We start from the raw sequence: 17,809 nt of genomic DNA, 5'->3' as shown, positions 1-17,809 counted from the left end.
GTACTATATACGCATTATAATTAAATGCGTTCTAAACGCTCCTAAGGGACTTTTGGAACGGGAATGTTTCCACATTCCAAGGTAATTCTCCCCCGGCCGGTCTGCCCCAAATAGAACCGGTCCCGCCATACTGAAATAACGCCCTTATTTCAGATGCGGTCTGGTTCCTGCCTGCCGGGAGAGAAGATGAAGGCGCAGGATCCCCCTAAGTCCTGCGCCTTTCCTTTTGCCTGAAACAGAATAAAGCAGGCCTCTATGGCTGGACAGGTGTTTACTATTTCATTAAAACTAAAAGAAATCTAAAAGAGCATACCTCTTTAAGCATATGAGCTTTTTTCTATTTCCTTTCTTTTTTTCATTCTTCCCCTCTATAAAAAATAGGGGGTCTGGCAAATATGTAAAGAATGTTATCTTCTTGTCATGTCATGTTTTTACCATAACTTCCGTATTTTTACCCTTTTTCTCTTCTTCCGTCAATCTCTAAATCATTTTCCGTTTGACAATAGGGTGGAATGTCTTTTATAATAAACTAAGTCAGGGGCATTTTAGGTATATATAATGCATGTGTATACGTTTTTTGTTTAGGGGAAAAGTGAGGTACAAATTACTATGTCCGAAAAAAGGGCAGTCCACATGAAGGGTATACGGAATCAGATTCTCAGAACTGCAGAGAAGCTGTTTCTGACCCAGGGTTATAAAACCACGACCATTCGTCAGATAGTGCAGGAATCCGGTATTACATCCGGCAGTATTTACAATATTTTTGAGGATAAAGAACATCTGTTTTCCGCTCTGGTTGATGAATTCCTGACCAATGCCAAAGCAAAGATTGACAAAGCACTGGAAGGACAGCCGGCAGAAAACCGTATGGTAGGCCTTCTGGGCATGGAGCTTTACATTACGGAAAAGAATCCGGTGGTCAGGGAATTGATGTGTGCCTTCCATACATCTCCCTTCCTTATGGAAACGGTGATTAAGCGTCACTCCACTCTGGCTGAAGAAGTGTGGGCCGGCAGGAGACATCCCCGTAATTCCAAGCTTTCCACAGCCATCCTTCTTTCCGAAGGTGCCGTATCGTCCTATGTCATTTCCTTCGATTTCTCCCAGAAACTGGATTATTCTGAAATCCGTCGGAAAGTGGTGCTCTGCATCCTCCGGAACATGGGACTGGAAGCAAGGGAGTCAAGCCGCCTTGTCCAGTACATGGAAGAGCATGAAGCACTCTGGCTGGATCTAGCCAACCAGGTACTGAACCATTCTGGCGAGACACCGGAAGCCTAAATGCCTTACATAAAATAAAAAGCGGGGCGTCAGTGAAAATTCACTGGCGCCCCGCTTTTTCACGTTTCTGCCGATTCTGATTTCATCCCGGCCTCTAAAGAAATCGGATGCAAGGGATGCAGCCATGACAGAACCTCTTTCCCCTTTCTATTTTTTCAGGATATCCTTTGCCATCATAGCCCATACCTCCCTCTTCCGGTCCAGTGATTTCAGCATGGGAAGGATATCCTTTTTCTTGCTTCCCAGGACCCTGAAGGTCAGGGAAAGGAGAAGGAATTCCGCTTCTTCCACAGGGGGCTGGTCCTTGAAATAGAAGGAATTGATGAAGCCGCCCATGGCCCCCTTCACCATGTAGTTCCGGGCAAGGATCTCATCTTCCTTGAAGAGCTTCCCGTAAGATTCGCCGAAAATTTTCATTTCCAGGCGCACATGACGATTCACCGCCGCTTCAAACATGGCCGGTGATGTATAGGCCTCCTGATACAGCTCCCTCACCCGTTCATCCCGGGCAATGGCTTCCATTTCCACCAGAAGCACTGCCGCATACTGATAGAGCGGCGATTCACCGCCCGCTTCCTTCTGCACCATGCGGATGCAGTTTTCCAGCACATCGGCGGCCAGGGTATTGAATATTTCTTCCTTGCTGGAAAAAATATTGTAAATGCTGCCGGAGGTAATGCCGGAGCGTTCCACAATCTGGCGGATGGTGGTCCGCCGGCAGCCCTGCTCCAGAAAAATATCCTTCGCTGTCTGCAGAATCCTGTTTTTCGTCTGCCTCATTCTTTCTGCCATGACTGGTGACTGATTCATATCAAAGCTCCTTTGATACTAAAAATGAACCGACGGGAAAATCAATGAAATAGGCATTCCCCGTCTATTCCCTTCCGGGGGTGCAGAAAAGAAAATCTTCTTCTGCCCTTCCCATTCTTCTAAACAATAGCATTTTAGAACATTTTTCATTATCTTTCAGTATAGTTTCTTTCCTGGCATTTGTCAATAGGTCAAATAAATCAGATTTCATAAGCCTTATGTAGAAACAGCCTTCTGTAGAAGCTTTGTCCCCTTTTGCTAAAATGAATGCCCTAAAAGATAATATTCTATGTTTTTCCTTCTAAAATGCAGCCGCTGAATATCCCTTCCTCAGGAAAAGGAGAGCATCACCCCTTTGGAACTCATCAAAAAAGCACCGATTTCATGGAAATCAGTGCTTTTTTCATCAGAAGGATTTCTGTCCCTTGTACAGAAGTTCTTTGATGAAATTGGGAAGAACGAAGCAGCTCTTCTGAATGTGGCGGTTGTAGTATTTCATAGGCTCCGGTGCCCCTTCCCTGGGCTTTGCCGTGAGGGGATCGTACACCTTGGAGGCCAGCATGAAGGAATGCATGCAGGCCGGGTAAATGGGCACATGGGAATAGTACATGCGCACAATGGGGAATACATCATTCATGGCTTCAAATACATCGTGTACCGTAGACTGCTGCACAATGGGGGACTCGGTCTGCTGCACAAGGAGCCCGTCTTTGCGAAGGGCCGCGAAGGCGCTCTTATAGAAGTCCCTGGTAAAAAGTCCTTCTCCCGGTCCGATGGGATCGGAGCAGTCAATGATGATGACGTCGTAGAAGTCCTTCACCTTCCTGGCAAAGGCAATGCCGTCGCCTACGTGGACATGAAGTTTTTCCGGAGGATTTCTAAGGACCTTTGAAATGGTGGGGAAATACTCCTTGGACAGTTCTATGACCCGGCCGTCAATATCGCAGAGGTCCACATGGGTGACGCAGTGGTGGCGGCACACTTCCCGGGCCACGCCGCCGTCGCCGCCGCCGATAATGAGCACCCTTTCCGGATGGGGGTGCAGCATGAGGGGCACGTGGGAAATCATTTCATGGTAGGTCCATTCATCCTTCACTGAGGTCTGAAATACGCCGTCCAGAATCAGGAGCCTGCCGTATTCCAGGGTGTCTGCGATTTCGATATGCTGGAATGGTGTCTGTTCCTCATGCACCATGTTTGTGATTTTCAATGTGAGGCCCAGGTTTTCATTGGCCCATTCGGTGACGTATTTTTTTTCTTCCATCGGTTTATTCCTTATTTTCTTCCTGCGCTGCCGGATCTTCTGCTTTCTCTTCCGTTCCTTTGGCAGTAGCAGCGGCCTGGTCAAAGAGGTTGCCGCCGGCAGCGGGTTCTTTTACTTCTTCTGTCTCTTCGGCAGCCGGCGCTGCTTCCTGGGCAGGTTCTTCTTTGGGAGCGTCTGCTTCCGGTGCTTCCTCTGCGGCCGGTGCAGCTTCTGTCTCCGGTGCTGCTTCGGCAGCCGGTGCCGGTTTCGCGGTGCCGTCTTCTACAGGCTGGGGCGCTTTCACGGCCTTGGCGGACTCGATGAGAGCCAGAGCGGATTTGAAATTGGAGAGAAGCTTTTCAATGTAAAGGTTCATGTCCCCTTCTGTCTTGAGAAGGTCCCCGTTCATCCGGCGGCGGGCAGCTTCTGCATCAGCCACGATTTTATGGGCTTCGTTCTGGGCTTCCCGAATGGAAAGTTCCGCTTCCTTATGAGCGTTTTTCTTCACATTGTCTGCCGTTTCCTGGGCCATGACCAGGGTATTGGACATGGTGGCTTCCATCTTTTCATAGTTTCTGAGCTTTGTCCGGATGGTGTCCATTTCTTCTTCCATTTCCCGATGTTCCCGGTAAATCCGCTCATAGTCCTTGGCCAGTTCTTCCAGGAATGTATTTACTTCATCCTGTGCATAGCCGCGAATCTGGCGGGAAAATGTTTTATTGTGTATATCCATTGGTGTAATCATATGTATATGTCTCCTTTGGAATGTCTGTGTTTACCTTGTATGGAAAGCAGGCTCCTCTATTTATATCTGTATATCAGAAGGCCCGTGCGTCCTTTCCGGCTCATGCCGGTTTCTTCCTTGATTTCTATGCGGCCTCTTCCGCGGATGCTGATAATGTCTCCAGCCTTTACGGTTTGGGAAGCGCTTTTGGCAGGCTGCCAGTTCACTTCCGTCCTTTCGTCCTCCACGGCCGCCACCATTTTGGAACGGGAAATGCCGAAGCCTGCAGCTCCTACGGCATCCAGACGAAGGGATGCCACTGTGGCCCGCACTTCTTTGGCGGTCTGCTTGGGCGGCTGAATATCAGAGAGAGGGATTTCCTCCACCTTCACCGGCACCATGGCCACTTTTTTGAAGTTGTCCATGAGCCAGTCCTTCATGGCACTGTCAACCACGATCTGGCAGCCGGCGCCCTGCATGAGGATATCTCCTGTCACAGAGCGGTCGATGCCAAGGCCCATGAGGGAGCCCAGTACATCTCGATGGCCGATGAGACGGTACCGGCCGTCCCAGGTCACCGAGAGCAGGCTTTCGGAAAAGTCCACAGGGCCATCGTAATCCACTCGCTGGAAGGCGATACGCACCCTTTCTGCTTCATGATAGCCGCCAAAGGCTGTGGATTTCACAGTCTTCATATGGGCCGCAATGGTCTGGCCGATCTGCCGGGCAAAGGGGGCCATGAACGGGCCTACTGCAAAGGGCCGTCCCCGGTCTACCGCATCCGCCAGGTCCAGAAGCCGCATGGCCATGTCCTTCGATTCATCACCGGAGGCCGCAAAATAACGAAGTATTTTTTCTCTATCCTTCATTCCATCCTCTTTCCTGTCTTCAGGGAAGCGCTGATTGAATCATGTCCGCTTTCATTCCTGTATGTTATGCCATGGGGAGCAGGCGGCTCAGCTTAAGCCGGTGCTCTCCCGGGATTGAGAGGCAGGGGGAAACAGAACATCTGCCCTGCTCCTGTGCCTTCTTATTTTCCTGCCATAGCGTCAGATTTTTCAAGGCATGCCTTGACGCCATCCATGAGGGCAGCCCGGATGCCGTCCCTTTCCATGGCATGAATGCCTGCAATGGTGGTACCGCCGGGACTTGTGACCTGGTCTCTCAGCTCTGCCGGGTGCTTCCCTGTTTCCAGTACCATTTTGGCGGCTCCATACAATGTCTGTGCCGCCGCTTCAATGGCCAGCTTCCGGGGAAGGCCGATGAGCACTCCCGCATCAGCCAGGGCATCAATGATGACGAAGGCATATCCCGGACCGGCGCCGGAGAGGGCGCCCAGCTCGTCAAGCTGCCTTTCTGTCACCACCGCTTCCTTCCCCAGGGCGGAGAAAATCTCTTCTGCTTCCCTGATGAAATCGGGGGATGCCTTCTTTCCCGGCGCAATGGCAGCCATGCCTTCCCCCACCGATGCAGGGGTATTGGGCATGACGCGGATCACCTCGGTCTCTTCCGGAAGGGCCCCTTCCAGGGCTTCCAGGGTAACCGCCGCCGCAATAGAAAGAACCCGGGATGGATGATACCGGGATATTTCCTGAAGCACTCCGGGTACCACATTGGGCTTCACCGCCAGAATCACCAGGTCCGCCTCTTTGGCTTCCCTGCCGTCCATGGAAGCATGAACGCCGTAGCGGGACGCCTTTTCGCGGGAGGCTTCTTCGGAATGCTCTTTCACATATATTTCTTCTTTTTTCCACAGCCCTTTGGCAAGGCAGCCGGAGAGGATGGCTCCTCCCATGGCGCCGCAGCCGAAAATGAGAATCTTCTTCATTTCTACGGTCCTTTCCAGGTGGGAATACCTGAAACAAAGGCCAGCCTGTCTTCATGAAGATCCACCGTAGACGGAACGCAGATGAGCACATCATCATTGAGGAGCATCACATCTCCATGGGCCATATAGACAGCGCCGCTCATGAAGTCCACAAAACGGCTGGCTGCTTCATCATCCACATTATCATTCAAAACAACGATAACCGTCATGCCCCTTGCCAGGGCATCCACGGCACGACGGGCATCTCCGTAGGAACCGGGAACCATGATATCCACTTCCTGGGGCCGGATGCTCCTTGCGGGCAGCGCGCCTGCCGCCGGTACATCTTCTCCCTCGTCCCGTTCCTGTTCCTCATAGCTGTCTTCTTCAGGAGCTTCTTCAAACTGGCTTTTCAGCCAGTTCACTCCCTGGGAAAGAAAAGACATCAGCCCTGGGGAGCCTCAGGTCCCTGAGGTGTCTGGGCGTTCCACTGAGGCGCTGCCGGTGCCTGCTGCTGATCCTGATAGGCAGCGAAATTTTCACGGGATACGCTCATGTTATTCGGCGCGCAGAGATAAATATTTTCGGAAATCTGGTCAATCCGTCCGTCCAGTGCATACATGATGCCCTGTACGAAATCTACAATCCGCTGTGCTTCATCAGCATCGGTTTTTTCCATGTTCATCACCACCGGGCGCATAGCCTTCAGATGGTCGCCGATTTTTTCAGCATCCCCATAGCTCTTGGGATTTACCACCACCATGGTGTAGGGCTTGGCAGCCTGACGGGGCTGGGCGGTGCGGCCAATGCCTCTCACAGGGTTTACCGCAGATGCACGAGGCGGAACGGGAGCAGAAGGGCTGACCGGTGCAGCTTCCTCTTCCATGTCCTCTTCTCTTTCATCCTCATCCCTGTCTACAAACTGATCCTTAAATTTATCAAGCAGACTCATTTTTTTCTCCTCTCAATGGTAGTGTCTTTCGCCAAAAATGGCAGTGCCTATGCGCACCATATTGGCTCCTTCTTCAATGGCAATTTCAAAATCATGGGTCATTCCCATGGACAGAATGGAAATCTGTCCTTCAGGAAATTCTTTCTTCATGTCAGTCCACATGCTGTGGGCCTTCCGGAATACGGGGCGGGTCTTTTCCACATCCTCATAGGCCGGTGCCATGCACATGAGCCCCTTGACCCGGATATGGGAAAGGGCTTTGGCTGTGTCCAGGGCTTCCTTCATAGACTGTGGAGGAAGGCCGTGCTTTGATTCTTCTCCGGAAATATTGAATTCCAGGAGTACATCCTGCACCTTGCCGATTTCTCCTGCCCGCCGGTCGATTTCCTTCATAATATCCAGAGAATCTGCCGACTGAATCAGGTCCGCCATGGCCACCGCTTTTTTCACTTTATTTTTCTGTAAATGTCCCTGCAGGTTCCAAATGACCGGAAGCTTCAAGGCTTTGTACTTTTCTTCCATTTCCTGGACCCGGTTTTCTCCTACCTGGGTGACTCCCAGATGAATGGCTTCTTCCATATCCTCCAGAGGATGGAATTTTGTCACTGCCACCAGGGTCACTTTCTGTCCATAGGGAGAACGCTTCCTGGCCGCTTCGATCCGGTCCATTACATGGGCTAATCTTTCTTTGATTTCTGACATAGCCCCCGCCTTCTTTGCAAGTATCTTTCGTATATCCTCCATGCTATGGATAAATGGATATACCTAGAGATTATTATATCACAGTTATTTAGGAGAAAAAACAGGAAAATGGATTTTAAAAACAGTACAGGCCGGTAAAATGGTATTTTCCCATGCCAAAAGGGGCTTTGAAAAAGTGACTGCCCTTTTTCAAAGCCCCTGCCTGATGGACTGTTTTAAACCATCTGTGCTTTCTTTGCAATTTCATCGGGAATCTTGATTCCCAGAATGTCAGCATCCTTCTTATTGATGACAATGGTATATTCCTTCTGGTGCTGGATGGCTGCAGTTTCCGGCTTGATTTTTCCGTCCAGGATATCAGCGGCCATGTGGCCTGTCTGAACGCCCAGCTTGTAGTAGTCTACGGAAAGAGCGGCCAGCGCGCCGTCTTTGGCCATAATGTCGGCTCCCACGATGACCGGAATCTTATTGGCATCGGTGACCTTCATCAGGGTGGGGATGGAGGAAGCCAGTGTGTTATCGGTAGGTACATAGATGAAATCCACCTTGCCTGCCAGGGATTCCGCCACCTGCTGGATATCGTTCACGCTGTTTACAGTCCTCTCCTCTACGGCCAGGTTGTTCTTTTTGCAGTAATCCTTCATCATGTTGGCCTGGACTTCACTGTTCACCTCGCTGGAGGAGTAAATGAGGCCCACCGTTTTGGCATTGGGGACCAGGGCCCTTCCCAGATCCATCTGGGCATCAATGGAAGCCAAATCGCTGACGCCGGTCACGTTGCCGCCGGGCTTTTCATCATTCTTCACCAGTTTGGCCGTGGTATAGTCCGTAATGGCAGTGCCTACGATGGGAATATCCTTGATTTCATTGGCTACCGCCTGGGCTGCAGGAGTAGCAATGGCGCAGATGAGTTTCGGCTTTTCCGATTTGAAACGGGATGCAATGGTTTTCAGGTTGGACTGGTCGCCCTGGGCATTCTGCTGGTCAAAGGTGACCTTATCCTCGCCATAGCCCCTTTCCTTTAAGCCGTCTACGAAGCCCTTATTGGCCTGATCCAGAGATCCATGCTGCACGATCTGCACCACGCCGATAATCGGTTTTCCGGAAGCAGAGCCGGCGCCGCCCTTGGGCTGACTGCCGCCGCATCCTCCATATACCAGTGCTGCTGCTGCCAAAGCTGCTGCCATGCTCATTTTCATCCATGTCTTCATTTCTATGTCCTCCCCTGTTCCTATACTGCTTTATTTAATGTATGTATCTTCCAGTGCATCCATGGTACCGTCAGTTTCCATTTCTGCCAGGAAGAAATTCACATAGTTCAGAAAATCCTGGTCTCCCTTGGCCATGAGGGCGCCGAAACGGCTTCTGGTAAAGGGCTTGTCCACCAATGGCGCCGCCAGCTTTTCATTCATGCGCACATACCGCCGGGCTTCCATGGTTTCCGTAATCATGATATCCGCCTTTCCTTCTGCTATGAGGGAAGGGATTTCCGCATTCTTCTCATGGATGAGAAGGGTGGCATGAGGCAGACGGCTCTTGGCAAATTTCTCATTGGTTCCGCCCGGATTCACCATGACCTTCACCTCCGGCCTGTCCAGGTCTGCCAGGGACTTGTACTTTCCTTCCTCTCCCTTCCGGCAGAGAATGGTCTTGCCGAAGAGAAGGTAGCCATCAGACATGGCCAGGGTCCTTTCCCGGTCAAAGGTTCTTGTAATGCCGCAGAGGGCCAGGTCAAACTTTCCTGCTGCCGTATCGGCGGAAAGGGTCTTCCATGCGGTGGGCACGTACTCCACCTTCACATGAAGGGAGTCTGCCAGCTTTTCTGCCAGTTCTGTATCAAAGCCTTCATACTTTCCATCAGCGTCCTTATAGGACATAGGCCTGTAATCGCCGGTGGTACCCACCCGGAGAGTCCCCCGGGCTGCAATATCCTCCAGGTGCGCCGCCCATGCGCTGCCGGCGCCTCCCAGGAGAAGCCCTGCTGCCAGCACAGCGGCTCCTGCCATCTTCTTCATATCCATCTTTCCATCCTCCCATGCTTTCCTTTATGAAAATCAAAAGTCCCCTGCTTATTTCTAAGCAAGGGACGACGGGACACATCGCGGTACCACCCTGTTTACCTGAATCAACACAAAAGGGTGGTACCCAAGGGACGGAATATCCGTGGTACCACCCAAATTATCTTCATCAGATCAACTCTACGCCCGGTAACGGGGGCATGCGTCGCAGCCTACTTTTACGTTCAGCCGCGCAGTTCAGGAAAGAACTTCCCCATTCCTCCGCCGCCGGTTCCCACCAAATGCCGGCTCTCTGCTTGGCTTCTAAAATGAGTACTTTTTTCCATCAGCACTTTTTTGATATGTGTCCATTGTAGCCAATGGGACCGGTCTTGTCAAGGGTCAATCAGCGGACTGGAGGATTGGACCGCCAGCTCACTTTTTCATTTCACCTTTTCCGGATCCATTTCCGTGAGGCAGAGATGGTAGTGTTTTTTCTTATCCTGATACATTTTCCGGTCTGCCTGGTTGAAGGCAGCATTGAGATGGCTGCCGCTTTCGGCCCACTGGGCGCCGAGGGCGAGGGACATATTCTCTTTGGCCTTCATGGCATCATAAAATTCTTCAAAATTCCTGTAAAAATCACATTCGGAAATATCCGGCAGCAGTGCCACGAATTCGTCTCCGCCCACGCGGTATACAAACGCATCGCCCCAGAACTGCTGCATGGCCCTGGCCGCCCGCCGGAGGAGCCCGTCTCCTGCCACATGGCCCTCTTCATCATTGGCCCTTTTCAGTCCGTTCACATCGCCGAATACGATGCCCACCGGATGGTCCAGCTGTTCCAGTTCATCCAGCTTTTCCATGAAGCTGTTTCTGTTTCTCGCACCGGTCAGCATGTCCCGGTGGCTCAGGTAGTCCAGCCGGGAAAGGAGCTTCTGGTTCACCATGCGGGCTCCCAGAAAATAGGAAATGGTTTCCAGTATTTTCTGGGTATTTACTGCATCGCTGATTTCATAGTTATCGGCGCCGATGTAGCCGATAAGCTTTCCGCCGTCGTAAATGGGGGAATCCATAATGCTCCGTATGCCCTGCCGTTTCAGGTTTTCATAGTCCAGCGGGTCATCGTCGGCCAAAACGCTGATGTCCTCCAGCACCAGACTGGTGTTGTGAACCAGGTATTTTTCCCATCCGCCGAGATATGTATCATAGTCCAGGTTCTGCAGGGTATCGATTTCCGGTGTTATTCCTTCCCGGCACCATTCGAAGGTATTGCTTGCCTTCTTTCCGTCGGTTTCCAGAATGTAGAGGCGGTCGGCATGAATAATGTTCCCCAGCTCGGCCAGCATGTGGTTCACCGCTTTATCATAGCTTTCCCCGCCGTTCATGATTTTGGCAAGGCGGATGATAATGTCGTCGGTATTGCTGGACTGGCGGAGTTTCATCTTTTCCACATGGTCCATGTCCACATTCATAAAGATGAAGGCAGCCCGGCCTTCCCCTGCCGGTTCCACTTCAAATTCCAGCCAGTGGCCCACTTCCCGGCTGTACATGCGGCTTCGCACCTGTCTGCCCTTTGCCGCTTCATAGCAGTAGTCGAACCATTTTTCATCGGCATTGTCATAGACTGACAGGAAAGAATGGCCCAAAAGCTCGGACTTATCTCTCCCCACCATTTCGCAGTACGCCTTATTTGCATATACATAGATGGCGTCTATGGCCTTTTTCTTTTCCTCATCCATTACCACTTCAAAAGCAGCATAGGCTACCGGCACATTCATATCCAGGTCCGGTATAAACTTGTCATCTTCCATTGCAAACTTCCATTTCTTTCTCAGCTAAGCATCACAAAAGGGCACAGCCTGCACTGCGCCCAAAGAGAGCACTGATGAACAGAATCAGTGCTTTTTGCAATTGCTCCTTCGTTGCAGCTGGCTGCCATGTTACAGGCCCTATAGTTTTGCGTCACAGATTTTCACCTGCTTTGCCTTTATACCCATAAAGTATTATGCTTATAAAATTATCATTGATTTATTATAACAGAATTCAGCAGATGTTTTCAAGAAAAATCGAATGTATAAACAAGAATAATAGAAGAATGATAAAAAAGAAAGGATACTGCTCTCAGGCTGCAGAAGCCTTTAAAGATGGGCCAGGGCTTGCAAGAGTCTCCTTTGGCAGGAGTTTTGGCAGACTGCTAAAGACCAGGCCCTATACTTTCCCTTTCTAAAAAAAACAGCTCCCTGAGGAGCTGTTTTCCACTTATTTTATTCTCGCATCGGCAGGAGATGCAGCAAAGCCTTCCGCCGTTTCTCCTTCTTCCTTAAAGCTGCCGGATTTTCTTTCATGTTTTCTTTTATTCTTTTCAATGAAATGGTAGCCGATGAGAAGGATGGCAAACCATACAGGTGTCACATAAAGGGCTACCCGGGTATCATCGCGGAAAGCGGAAGCCACTACCACTCCCAGAAGGAAGAGCATGGTCAGATAGCCGGAGTAGGGAGCAAAGGGCATTTTATAGGTAAGAAGTTTCTTTTCTTCCGCAGAAAGGGTGGCTCGGAATTTCTGCTGGGTCCGGAGAATGACGAACCAGGTAAAGAGAGCCCCAAAGGATCCCACGCTGGTGACATACACAAAGACCTGGGCCGGCATGATGTAATTCATGAGCACCGAGAAAAGCAGCACTGCCGCAGAGAAGAGGATGCCGATCCAGGGCAGGCGGTGACGGTTCAGACGCTGGAAGCAGGAGGGAGCGTTCCCCTGCAGGGACAGGTTGTAAAGCATGCGGCCGGAGCTGAAGATACCGCTGTTGCAGGAGGACAGCACCGCTGTAATGACTACGATATTGATAATGTCAGCGGCTCCTGCAATGCCCAGTTTTTCAAAGGTAATAACGAAGGGGCTTCCCAGATGGCCGATTTCATCCCAGGGATAAATGGCCATGATGACGCCGAGGGAAAGTACATAGAAAATCAGGATACGCCAGAACACTTCATCAATGGCTTTCTTAATGGTGGATTTCGGATCATGGGCTTCGCCGGCAGTAACGCCGATGATTTCAATACCCAGGTAGGAGTACATCACCATGACCAGAGCCATGAGGGTGCCGCCGATGCCGTTGGGGAAGAAGCCACCGTGGGTCCACAGATTCGTAATCCCCACAGGCTCCCAGCCGTTGCCGATGCCGAAGAGAATCATGCCGGCACCGCCGATAATCATAAAGATAATGGTGCAGATCTTAATCAGGGCAAACCAGAATTCAAACTCCCCGTAAGCAGAAACGGCAATGAAATTAACCACCGTCATCAGGAGGAGAGCACAGAGGGCCGATACCCATTGGGGCAGGTCGGGATACCAGAAATTCATGTAAATCCCTACGGCCGTCAGTTCCGCCATACAAGTAACCATCCACATGTACCAGTAGGTCCAGCCAGTGAGGTAGCCCCACTTGGGTCCCAGGAAACGGGCCGCGTGGGCACTGAAGGCACCGGATACAGGGTAGGCCACGGACAGTTCGCCCAGGGCCCGCATAATGAAATAAATCGCAACGCCGCCTATGATATAAGTCAAAAGCACCGAAGGCCCTGCCAGTTCGATGGCTGTGGCGGATCCGAGGAACAGGCCTACGCCGATGGCTCCGCCAAGGCCGATCAGCTGGATGTGCCGGTTCTTCAACCCTCTTTCAAGGTTCTCATGCATTTCCTGATTATTTTCTGCCATATGAAACTCCCAAATCTGACAAAAACTCCGGATCCGCGCCCTTTCATGGGGAAGATCCGGAGAAAAGAACTACTTTTTTTATTTTATACGCAGACCCCCTGTACATCAAGACAGAAATTTACATTTTCCATACTTTTTCATACATACGGCTCTGATTTAATGACCCAGGGAATATAAATTTTATATATTCATGACATAAAACTCATGGTGACTGTAATCAATAGATTTTATCTATAAAAATCATCATTTCTCCTTGATACCGTTCATGAGCACGTCGAAGGCCTGGTCCATGTAGGAGGCTTCGGAAATTTCCTCCTTCACCGCAAACCGCTTCTTGATTTCACTCATGAGATAGTAATAGGCCACCATGCCGGCCCAGGAAATGCAGACCTCCGTGGGTTTCAGATTATGGCGGAAAATGCCTTCCTCCATGCCCTCCGTCAGTGCTGCCCGGAGCACCACCAGCACCATGGCGAATCGTTCCTTTCCAATGGAGGCGAATACGTCGGTGGGATGAATCATTTCCCAGGAAAAGATACGGAGAATATAGGGATGCTCCTTCATGAGGCGGAAGAAAAAGCGGGAATACATTTCCATGATTTCCATGGGCTTTCTGGTGCCGTCGGCAGCCATTTCCACGAAATCCACCAGAAGGGCGCTTCCCCGTTCCAGTATGGCGGCATAGAGTTCCTTCTTCCCGCCGAAGTAATAGGAAATGGCGGCGCTGTTCACCCCTGCTTCCTTACCGATATCCCGGATGGACACGTCAGAATAGCCCTTCAGCGCAAAGAGTCGGATGGCTGCATTTTCAATCTGCTCCTTCTTGTCCGGTGCCTTCTCCTTTTCTTCCTTCGGGAAAAGGGTATGATACAGCTCTTCCTTGGTGCCGAAATAATAGGAAATGGATGATACGCTGACCCCTGCCTGACGGCTGATGTCCCGAAGGGATGTATCATGGTATCCCTTTTCCCCGAAAAGGCGGCGGGCCGCCTTTTCTATTTTTTCCTTTTTTCCTGCTTCCATGATGAACGCCCCCTGGAGTACCTGCACAGTTTCATTCTTTCTATTATATATGATTTTCTTTCCGATTGGAACAGCAGAGATGAAATGATTGAACCGTTCAGCTCCCAGTGTTCAAAAAAGCGGCAGTTCCTGCCATCCTACGGAAAGCAGCCAGCTGCCGCAAATCATTGCTATCTTCTCAAAGGCACCAGGGATAAAGAGGCATCTTCAGGGTTTCGTCGATATCCTTCCCGGTAATGGGTGCAAAGTACACACGAAGGAGGCAGAGGCCTTCGGCAGGCGCCGTGATGCCCAGTTTCCTTCGATCCCTGGCTTCAAGGATACGGGTCATGTCTTCCGGAGACAGCGCGCCCCGTCCTGCATCCACCAGGGCCCCGGCTATGTTGCGCACCATGTGGTAGAGGAAGCCCTCGCCGGTTACGTAAATGCGATAGAGGGAGCCTTCCTTTTGGATGCGGATGTCATTGATATTCCTCACCGGGTCCGAAGGCACGGAGTTATTGCCGCGGAAGGAGGTAAAGTCATGACGTCCTTTAAGCACTTCTGCCGCCTTTTCCATGAGGGAAAGGTCCAGCTTCTTCCCGGTGCGCCAGATGTACCGTTTCAGAAAGGGCGATGTTTCCCTTCCTTCCGTCAAAAGATAGCCATAGGTTTTTCCGTAGTTTCTCCTTCTTACGGAAAAGTCCATGTCCACCTCCCGGCTGGCGGTGACGCGGATATCATAGGGAAGGCTGGCATTCATGGCGTAAAGGAAACGGTCCCCGGGAATGGTGGAATCGGTGTAGAAAGTGCATTCCTGGCCGTAGGCATGGACGCCGGCGTCAGTGCGGGCCACGAAGTAGAGAGTAGTTTTCACGCCGGTCAGCGACTGAAGGCAGTTTTCCACCATTTCCTGCACGGTCATGCGGTTTTCCTGCCGCTGGAACCCGCCGTAGCTTGTGCCTTCATAGGAAAGGGTAATCCATATATTTTTCATCGTTTTCAAAAAGCCGGGGCCTCTGCCCCGGCTTCCTTTCTTTTATTTGAAATAGATATACAGTCCAAGGAGCAGGGCTGTAACCAATACCACTGCCAGGAACGCATTCCTGTCTCTCCAGGTATAGGCCAGCTGATGCATTTTGGTGCGACCTTCTCCGCCGCGGTAGCATCTGGCTTCCATGGCGGTGGCCAGATCGTCGGCTCTGCGGAAGGCGGAAATGAAGAGGGGCACCAGCAGGGGGACCATGTTCTTCGCCCGCTGCCAGAGATTTCCGTTTACGAAATCGGCGCCTCTGGAGGACTGGGCTTTCATGATACGGTCCGTTTCTTCCAGAAGGGTAGGAATGAAGCGAAGGGCAATGGTCATCATCATGGCCAGCTCATGGGCCGGTACGCCGAACCGTTTGAAAGGCATGAGCAGTGCTTCGATACCGTCAGTGAGCACAATGGGGCTGGTGGTATAGGTAAGGAGGGAAGAAAAGGCGATGAGGAACACCAGACGCAGGGTCATGATGAGGCCGTTTTGTATCCCTTCCTGGCTGATATGAATGAATTTCCAGGTAAAAAGCTCATTGCCCGGTGTGGTAAGCACATGGATACCCATGGTGAATACCAGAATAATCCACAAAGGCTTGATGGCTTTCCAGATCAGGGACACCGGCACGCCGGACAGGGCGATGGCCAGGAAAGTAAATCCGGCCACCAGGATGTAGGACCACAGGTTATTGGCCAGGAAAATGGCCACAATGAAAATCATGGTGCAGAGAATCTTGGCTCTGGGGTCCATGCGGTGCAGGAAAGAATCTCCCGGGTAATACTGGCCGAGGGTAATATCTGTTAACATGATTTTCCGCCTCCCAGCATCTGACTCATTCTATCCACCGCTTCTTCCACGGTTTTCGCATCCTCCGGCACCGGAATGCCCTTCTCCTTCAGATACAGAAGGGTCTGTGTCAAAGGCGGTGCATCGACGCCGCATTCCTGAAGCTCCCTGCGATGGTGGAGGAAAATATCCATAGGCTTTCCATCCATCACCAGATGACCCTTGTGCATCACCAGCAGGCGGGTAGCCAGCCGTGCAATGTCGTCCATGTTGTGGGATACCAGGATGACGGAAAAAACGCCTTTCTGGTACCAGCTCTGGATACGGGAGAAAATTTCACGCCGTCCGATGGGGTCAAGGCCTGCCGACGGCTCATCAAGGATAAGGAAATCGGGATGCATGGCAATCACCCCGGCAATGGCCACGCGCCGCTGCTGGCCGCCGGAAAGGCGGAAAGGCGAACGGCCGCCGAAGGTATCATAATCAAGGCCTGCAAATTTCATGGCACTCTTCACTCTTTTTTCCGTTTCCTCTTCACTGCAGCCCAGATTCTTCGGGCCGAAGGCGATATCTTTGGCCACGGTTTCTTCAAAGAGCTGATGCTCCGGATACTGGAAAACCATGCCCACAGAATGGCGCTTGGCTACCGCTTCCTTCGTCTTGGCTGCCAGGTCCACGCCGTCAATGGTCACCTTTCCGGAGGTGGGATGGATGAGGCCGTTCAGATGCTGGATCAGGGTGGATTTTCCGCTGCCCGTATGGCCGATAATCCCGATAAATTCTCCCTTTTCAATGGTGAGGCTGATATTTTCCAGCGCCACCTTCTCGAAGGGAGAACCTTTGCTGTACACACAGCTTACATTTTCGACGCATATGGACATAACGATTCTCCCAGCTCCTCATCTGTCAAACAATCTTCCGGTATATGGAAGCCCTTCTTCCGAAGTCCATGGGCCAGATCCGCCGCCACCGGCACATCCAGGCCCAGGGCCGTCAGCTTGTCGGCCTGGGAGAAAACCTCCCTGGCCGTTCCTTCCATTCTCAGATGGCCCTTGTCAATGACCATCACATGGTCCGCCGTCACCGCTTCTTCCATGAAATGGGTAATGAGCACAATGGTTATGCCTTCCTTTTCATTCAGCTCATGTACCGTATCCATAACCTCTTTACGGCCATGGGGATCCAGCATGGCTGTCGGTTCATCCAGCACGATGCAGTCCGGATGCATGGCCAGAATGCCTGCAATGGCGATGCGCTGCTTCTGCCCGCCGGAAAGCATGGCAGGAGAATGGGTGCGGTAAGCCGTCATGCCTACCTTCTCCAAAGCCACATCCACCCGTTTTTTGATTTCCTCCGAAGGAATGCCCAGGTTCTCCGGACCAAAGGCCACATCTTCCTCTACAATGGCAGCCACCAGCTGATTGTCCGGATTCTGAAACACCATGCCCACCTTCTGGCGAATATCCCAGATATGGGAAAAATCGGAGGTCTTCATGCCCTCCACATAGATTTCCCCATCCGTGGGAATAAGCAGGGCGTTCAAATGACGGGCCAGCGTGGACTTGCCGCTGCCGTTGGTACCGATGATGGCCGTAAAGGACCCCTTCCTGATGGTGGCGGATACATCGGAGAGGGCATCAAACTTCTTTCCCTCTTCCGTCTCAAAGGTATGGGTCAAATGACGGATATCAAAAAGAATGTCTCCACCCTTTTTTTCATCCTTCATACTTTCTTTCTCCATGTTTCCTC

At 51.3% G+C, this 17,809-nt stretch carries 18 protein-coding genes, 1 riboswitch and 1 other annotated feature; of the genes, 1 reads left to right on the top strand and 17 read right to left on the bottom strand.

Going from position 1 to position 17,809, the window contains the following annotated elements; genetic code table 11:
- Positions 1–609 precede the first annotated feature (609 nt).
- Complete coding sequence (locus NW747_RS05310; RefSeq protein ID WP_273185681.1) at positions 610–1,281, top strand: TetR/AcrR family transcriptional regulator; 672 nt, start codon at positions 610–612, stop codon at positions 1,279–1,281.
- A 147-nt stretch (positions 1,282–1,428) separates the two neighbouring features.
- Here the strand turns inward: NW747_RS05310 and NW747_RS05305 are convergent, their stop codons facing one another.
- The 17 genes from NW747_RS05305 to NW747_RS05225 all read right to left on the bottom strand — a co-directional run bounded on the left by NW747_RS05305 (position 1,429) and on the right by NW747_RS05225 (position 17,801).
- Positions 1,429–2,091, bottom strand: coding sequence for a TetR/AcrR family transcriptional regulator (locus NW747_RS05305; protein ID WP_273185678.1), 663 nt, complete (start codon positions 2,089–2,091; stop codon positions 1,429–1,431).
- A 406-nt stretch (positions 2,092–2,497) separates the two neighbouring features.
- Positions 2,498–3,355, bottom strand: a complete 858-nt coding sequence (gene speE, locus NW747_RS05300; RefSeq protein ID WP_273185675.1) for a polyamine aminopropyltransferase — start codon at positions 3,353–3,355, stop codon at positions 2,498–2,500.
- 4 nt (positions 3,356–3,359) lie between these two features.
- Positions 3,360–4,079 (bottom strand): DivIVA domain-containing protein, encoded by a 720-nt coding sequence (locus NW747_RS05295; protein ID WP_273185673.1) that lies wholly within the window; start codon positions 4,077–4,079, stop codon positions 3,360–3,362.
- A gap of 56 nt (positions 4,080–4,135) precedes the next feature.
- Positions 4,136–4,927 (bottom strand): YlmH family RNA-binding protein, encoded by a 792-nt coding sequence (locus tag NW747_RS05290; RefSeq protein WP_273096080.1) that lies wholly within the window; start codon positions 4,925–4,927, stop codon positions 4,136–4,138.
- A 161-nt stretch (positions 4,928–5,088) separates the two neighbouring features.
- A complete protein-coding gene (proC, locus tag NW747_RS05285) occupies positions 5,089–5,886 on the bottom strand; it encodes a pyrroline-5-carboxylate reductase (RefSeq protein ID WP_273185671.1) in 798 nt (265 codons plus the stop codon).
- A gap of 2 nt (positions 5,887–5,888) precedes the next feature.
- Complete coding sequence (gene sepF / locus NW747_RS05280; RefSeq protein WP_273185669.1) at positions 5,889–6,311, bottom strand: cell division protein SepF; 423 nt, start codon at positions 6,309–6,311, stop codon at positions 5,889–5,891.
- Complete coding sequence (locus tag NW747_RS05275) at positions 6,311–6,817, bottom strand: cell division protein SepF (RefSeq protein WP_273185666.1); 507 nt, start codon at positions 6,815–6,817, stop codon at positions 6,311–6,313. Before NW747_RS05275 ends, sepF begins: the two co-directional genes overlap by 1 nt.
- Before the next feature lie 12 nt (positions 6,818–6,829).
- Positions 6,830–7,519 (bottom strand): YggS family pyridoxal phosphate-dependent enzyme, encoded by a 690-nt coding sequence (locus NW747_RS05270; protein ID WP_008860306.1) that lies wholly within the window; start codon positions 7,517–7,519, stop codon positions 6,830–6,832.
- Positions 7,520–7,734: 215 nt separating this feature from the next.
- A complete protein-coding gene (locus NW747_RS05265; protein WP_008860305.1) occupies positions 7,735–8,730 on the bottom strand; it encodes an ABC transporter substrate-binding protein in 996 nt (331 codons plus the stop codon).
- Positions 8,731–8,760: 30 nt separating this feature from the next.
- On the bottom strand, positions 8,761–9,540 hold the full coding sequence (locus NW747_RS05260; protein WP_273185663.1) for a transporter substrate-binding domain-containing protein: 780 nt from the start codon (positions 9,538–9,540) through the stop codon (positions 8,761–8,763).
- Positions 9,541–9,664: 124 nt separating this feature from the next.
- Positions 9,665–9,875, bottom strand: a binding site (T-box leader).
- A gap of 84 nt (positions 9,876–9,959) precedes the next feature.
- The gene (locus NW747_RS05255) at positions 9,960–11,330 is read right to left on the bottom strand and encodes a sensor domain-containing diguanylate cyclase (protein ID WP_273185660.1); all 1,371 of its coding nucleotides are present in this window, start codon (positions 11,328–11,330) and stop codon (positions 9,960–9,962) included.
- Between the two features lie 109 nt (positions 11,331–11,439).
- Positions 11,440–11,515, bottom strand: a riboswitch (cyclic di-GMP riboswitch).
- A 263-nt stretch (positions 11,516–11,778) separates the two neighbouring features.
- A complete protein-coding gene (locus NW747_RS05250; RefSeq protein WP_273185658.1) occupies positions 11,779–13,236 on the bottom strand; it encodes an amino acid permease in 1,458 nt (485 codons plus the stop codon).
- A gap of 243 nt (positions 13,237–13,479) precedes the next feature.
- On the bottom strand, positions 13,480–14,259 hold the full coding sequence (locus tag NW747_RS05245) for a TetR/AcrR family transcriptional regulator (protein WP_273185655.1): 780 nt from the start codon (positions 14,257–14,259) through the stop codon (positions 13,480–13,482).
- Positions 14,260–14,437: 178 nt separating this feature from the next.
- On the bottom strand, positions 14,438–15,235 hold the full coding sequence (gene truA, locus NW747_RS05240; RefSeq protein WP_273188275.1) for a tRNA pseudouridine(38-40) synthase TruA: 798 nt from the start codon (positions 15,233–15,235) through the stop codon (positions 14,438–14,440).
- Between the two features lie 42 nt (positions 15,236–15,277).
- On the bottom strand, positions 15,278–16,081 hold the full coding sequence (locus NW747_RS05235; RefSeq protein WP_008860299.1) for an energy-coupling factor transporter transmembrane component T family protein: 804 nt from the start codon (positions 16,079–16,081) through the stop codon (positions 15,278–15,280).
- Positions 16,075–16,941, bottom strand: coding sequence for an energy-coupling factor transporter ATPase (locus NW747_RS05230; protein WP_008860298.1), 867 nt, complete (start codon positions 16,939–16,941; stop codon positions 16,075–16,077). Before NW747_RS05230 ends, NW747_RS05235 begins: the two co-directional genes overlap by 7 nt.
- Entirely contained in the window at positions 16,917–17,801 is an 885-nt protein-coding gene (locus NW747_RS05225; RefSeq protein WP_050805729.1) for an energy-coupling factor transporter ATPase, read from the bottom strand. Before NW747_RS05225 ends, NW747_RS05230 begins: the two co-directional genes overlap by 25 nt.
- Between the last annotated feature and the right edge of the window lie 8 nt (positions 17,802–17,809).

This window comes from Dialister succinatiphilus, from assembly GCF_928721695.1.
GTDB classification, from domain to species: domain Bacteria; phylum Bacillota; class Negativicutes; order Veillonellales; family Dialisteraceae; genus Dialister; species Dialister succinatiphilus.
This window is presented reverse-complemented; position numbering and strand designations above follow the sequence as displayed.